The following is a 4,674-nucleotide window of genomic DNA, read 5'->3' as shown; positions in this document are numbered from 1 at the left end:
CCCGCGGTGACCTCATTAGCCCCTGGCGGCACTAGTATACTGGAGCCTAATAGCACGCCGACGAGTGAAAATACACAGCCAAAACTTATCGAGCAGCCTAGTATTGCCGCGACAAGCCTGATTGAGCAAAAGGAGAATTTGGCCGGGGCAGACAATCAAGAGGCGTTAAAAAAATATCAAGAAATGATCTCTAGCAGATTAAAAAATGAAATAGAGAATCAAGAGATTGAAATCGATAATGTCAGCGATAGCATCATTATTCGTATTGGGGATAATAATACCTTTTTTGCCTCGGGCTCAGCCTTTATACAGCCTAAATTTTTGCCATTAATTGACAAGATTGGTGAAATTATTGCCTCGGTTCCCGGGCGCATTGTGATAGCGGGACACACGGATGCGACTTTGCCTTTGGAAATCTATGCCGATAATTGGGATCTCTCTTCCTTACGGGCCACCGCGGTCGTTCGTGTGCTTACCAAAAATAAGGGGATCAACCCGAGTCGGATTGTGGTGCAGGGATTGGCTGATACCCAACCCTTATTTAAAAACGATTCGCCTGAGCATCGCAAAAAAAATAGACGGATAGAAATCATTATAAATCAAGGTAATACTCTAGAAAGTCGGATATCTTTACCTGAGTAATACCTAAAGTCTGCGCATTGCCGCGATAGGCGGTAAAGAGCCTACTGTGCTCTACATTCAGCGGCCAGTGCGTAAATATGCTTAAAATCTAGGCAGCGTTAATCGAGAGTTATCAGGGCGCTGCCACCTTATCTTTAGTGTGATGCTGTTTGCGAAAATAGATGAAAGTGTGACTTAATTAACGCTTGTTGTTTTGTGGTAACTATGGTCTTATCATGCCGTTTGCAAAAGCGGCTAGGAGTTGCGATAAGGCGACTGATTGCTACCTTCTTGGCTAAAACAATAAGAATTGATTCGTTGGATAGCAGTTATGTTGCATACTTTTCTCATATCACTCGCGGTATTGGCGTTACTTAGTATTATCTTTGAAGAAATCACCCACCTTAACAAAGCAAAAACCACCTTATTCTTTGGTTGTATCGCTTGGGCTACGCTGTTTATTACCGCTCAGGATTTGGCGGCGCAAGAAGTCATTGCCCATAAATTTAATGAAAACCTACTTGAAATTGCTACGCTGTGGTTATTTTTAATGTCAACTATGACCTTCGTGGCATACCTTAATGCAAAGGGTATGATCCAAGTGATGGTGCAAAAAATATTTCCACATACCATCTCGGTAAGATTATTGATGATCCAAGTGGGATTATTTTCCCTTCTGCTGTCGGCTTTTTGTGATAACGTCACCGCAACCTTAGTGTCGGTCGGATTACTCTATACTTTTAAGTTAGAGAGCCATATTCGCTTAAGAATGGCGATCTTAATCATTTTTGCGGTGAACTCAGGGGGCGTCGCTTTGATCACGGGGGACGTAACTACCCTCATGATCTTTTTGAGCGGTCATGTCAAAATGTCTGAGCTAATCATTTTATTTTTGCCCGCATCTATTAGCGTTATTTTATTGGCTATGATGTTTTCCCATAAAGTACAAGGGATAGTGACGTTACCTGCCCAAAAACATCATTATGAAAAAGTGGATTTGCTCATCGCTGTGATTTTTGTTTGTACGATCATAATGACGATGCTGTGTAACGTGTTCTTTGATATTCCACCTGTACTGACTTTTTTAACTGGCTTATCCATTATGTTTTTAGTGGGCCATATTTTCCGCAGCGATAAAGAAGAAATTAAAATCCTCGAGTATATTCGCCAGGTAGAGTATGACACCTTACTGTTCTTTTTAGGCATCTTGCTATTGGTGGGCATGCTGAAAGAAATTGGCACTCTCGATTTATTGGCAACTGCCTATGCCCATTTTGATCCGAATATTTCTAACTTTGTTGCAGGTCTGGGGTCGGCGTTAATTGATAACGTCCCCTTAACCGCTGCCCTATTAAAAGCTGAGCCCGTACTTAATACTCCTGAGTGGCTAGGCTTGACCTATAGCGTTGGGGTAGGCGGTTCTTTATTAGTGATTGGCTCTGCAGCCGGTATTGTGGCGATGAGTAAGGTTAAGGAACTCACCTTTGTGAGTTACCTTAAATATGTGCCGGCATTATTTTTATGTTATGCCCTTGGCTATATTTTAACCTTGCTGTTAGCGAATGTGATTTTTGATTAACCCTGTTTGCCTAAAGGCGTTTGGTGTTAGCTGCAGTAATGTACTAACACCGAATGCTGTATAGCGATGAGTTACTGCGCTCATGCTTATTTCGCGCGTGTTTACTGCACTAATTTTTATTCCCATGATGTATTCGCGTCCTACAGCTGCTGTGAGCAAACACTTGACGACGAGTGCTCGGCCCCTCTCATTATTTGAAAGACCGCGTTGAAATTTGTTTCGACGTTAAAGGTCCTATCGACAAGCTTGGAATCGGAGAGGTCGGTGAGCTGTCGTTAGGCCTCTTCGCTAGGCGACGGACAAAGTGGCCTAGCTAAATCGCTGCCATGTAAAAAGTTCAGGTTTTAAGCAAAAATTTTGCTATACTCCGCGCCCGCCATTTTTCTGATAAATCGGTGTGGCAGAATGAGCCAACCAAGTGTCACTGCATACCTTGATGGTAATAGGCCTTCGGCCAATAACCTTAGCGGTAATGTGGTCCACTCGGCCCTTGCATGTTTGAATAAGTGAATAACAGGAATCCAAAATGAGATTTGAATCTTTTAGTTTTTCCCCCGAGATTTTGCGCGCTATCTCAGATTGCGGTTATCAACACATGACGCCTATTCAGCAGCAAGCGATCCCCGCCATTCGCCGTGGCCAAGATGTGCTCGCTAGCGCGCAAACAGGCACCGGCAAAACCGCAGCCTTTGCTCTGCCTATCTTGCAAAAGATGCTAGAAAAGCCAACTGACACCTTAAAATCCAATGCCCGCGTATTGATTTTGACCCCCACGCGTGAGTTGGCAGCACAGGTGGCTGATAATATCGTGGCCTACAGTAAGTATCTTAATTTCACTGTATTAACTATTTACGGTGGGGTAAAAGTTGAGACGCAAGCGCAAAAACTTAAACGTGGTGCCGATGTGATTGTTGCCACTCCCGGGCGGTTACTTGAACACTTAACAGCTTGTAATTTAAGCCTTTCAAACGTCGATTTTTTAGTGCTCGATGAGGCCGATCGCATGCTGGATATGGGCTTTAGCGCCGATATTCAAAAGATTTTGCAGGCCGTGAATAAGCAGCGTCAAAACCTGTTGTTTTCAGCAACCTTTTCCAGCGCGGTGAAAAAACTTGCCAATGAGATGATGGTTAAGCCACAGGTGATCAGTGCCGATAAACAAAACACCACCGCCGCGACCGTCAGCCAAGTGGTTTATCCTGTTGAGCAGCGGCGTAAACGTGAGCTGTTATCCGAGCTTATCGGTAAGAAAAATTGGCAACAGGTATTGGTCTTCACTGCGACCCGCGACGCGGCTGATACTTTAGTTAAAGAATTGAATTTAGATGGTATTCCATCGGAAGTTGTGCACGGTGAAAAGGGCCAAGGTAGCCGTCGCCGCGCGCTGCGTGAGTTTGTGGCTGGCAAAGTGCGGGTATTGGTCGCGACAGAAGTTGCCGCCCGCGGCTTAGATATCCCCAGCCTTGAATATGTGGTGAATTACGATTTACCTTTCCTTGCCGAAGACTATGTCCACCGTATTGGCCGTACTGGGCGCGCAGGCAAATCCGGTGTCGCCATTTCCTTTGTCAGCCGTGAAGAAGAGCGCACTCTTGCGGATATTGAAAAACTCATTGGTCAGAAAATTCGTCGAGTGTCGGTTCCGGGTTATGAAGTTGGCAGCCGTGAGTTGCTGTTAAAGCAGCTACAAACTCGCCGCAGCTTTGCGAAAAAGCAGCAAAGAACCGACAATGTGGGCGCACAGGTCATTGCTGAAAAAAGTATGCAGGGCCGTCGGGTGAAGGTCAAAATTGGCCAAGGGTCTACCAAGGCGCCTAAGTTAAAATAAGTGGGTGTTGGCAACGGTCAATTCAGTGCTACTGACTCAGCTAACCGCAATTGACCGTGTTCAGGCCGTTGCATTTTCCATGGCGGCACGTTACTTGATTGCACGTTAATTGATTGCACGTTAATTGATTGCATTTGGGCTTTGTGGAGCGGAGTTCTGTAACAGTTAGCCTACGTCATCGTCAGCTTAGTTATTGTTAGCTTAAGTCATCGTTCGCTTGTGATAAGTTAACTCGGGATTAAGGTTCGCTCGGAATAAGTGCGCCGAGCGTGAGTGTTTACTTGGGCCGAGTCTTCACTTGAGCTGAGTCTCCACTTGGACTTAGTGTGGTGCCAACTCTTGCTGTAGCCTTGCTGGCATAAGTTTAAATCCGAATAGGGTCACCTATTCGGATTTTTTAATGCTGTTTTCTCGTGGGGCTTCGCGTCCTCGTCAGAGTCTAAGACCACCATCTATTCCCCAAAGTTGAGCCTAGCACAGGGCATTGACTAGACGGTTTAACATCCTTATTGGCGCTCAATTAACCTGAGCGCTTGGCGTGGCTGGTGTAATGCACATGGGGGGATAAGCCGTCAGCGAGGTTGGGGGCTTTACTTAAAAAACGAATAAATGCTTGGGGTAAAGTCAAAGAGGGGAGTGACTCTTG

The 4,674-nt window shown here is 45.3% G+C and carries 3 protein-coding genes; all 3 read left to right on the top strand.

Annotated features, from left to right (window positions below; genetic code table 11):
• Window positions 1-642: OmpA family protein (locus ACRCZA_RS15410; protein ID WP_438675276.1), on the top strand; the 642-nt coding region annotated here is incomplete at its 5' end.
• A gap of 310 nt (window positions 643-952) precedes the next feature.
• Window positions 953-2,200, top strand: a complete 1,248-nt coding sequence (gene nhaD / locus ACRCZA_RS15405) for a sodium:proton antiporter NhaD (RefSeq protein ID WP_438675275.1) — start codon at window positions 953-955, stop codon at window positions 2,198-2,200.
• Window positions 2,201-2,726: 526 nt separating this feature from the next.
• Complete coding sequence (locus ACRCZA_RS15400) at window positions 2,727-4,028, top strand: DEAD/DEAH box helicase (protein ID WP_438675274.1); 1,302 nt, start codon at window positions 2,727-2,729, stop codon at window positions 4,026-4,028.
• The last annotated feature ends 646 nt before the right edge of the window (window positions 4,029-4,674 follow it).

The sequence above is a fragment of the Shewanella sp. genome (assembly GCF_051658185.1).
Lineage (GTDB): Bacteria > Pseudomonadota > Gammaproteobacteria > Enterobacterales > Shewanellaceae > Shewanella.
Note: the sequence above shows the minus strand (reverse complement) of the source record. Positions and strands in the feature narration are given on the sequence as shown.

Coding starts and splice junctions, on each gene's coding strand:
- nhaD (WP_438675275.1), top strand. CDS start 953: ATGTTGCATACTTTTCTCATATCACTCGCGGTATTGGCGTTACTTAGT.
- ACRCZA_RS15400 (WP_438675274.1), top strand. CDS start 2,727: ATGAGATTTGAATCTTTTAGTTTTTCCCCCGAGATTTTGCGCGCTATC.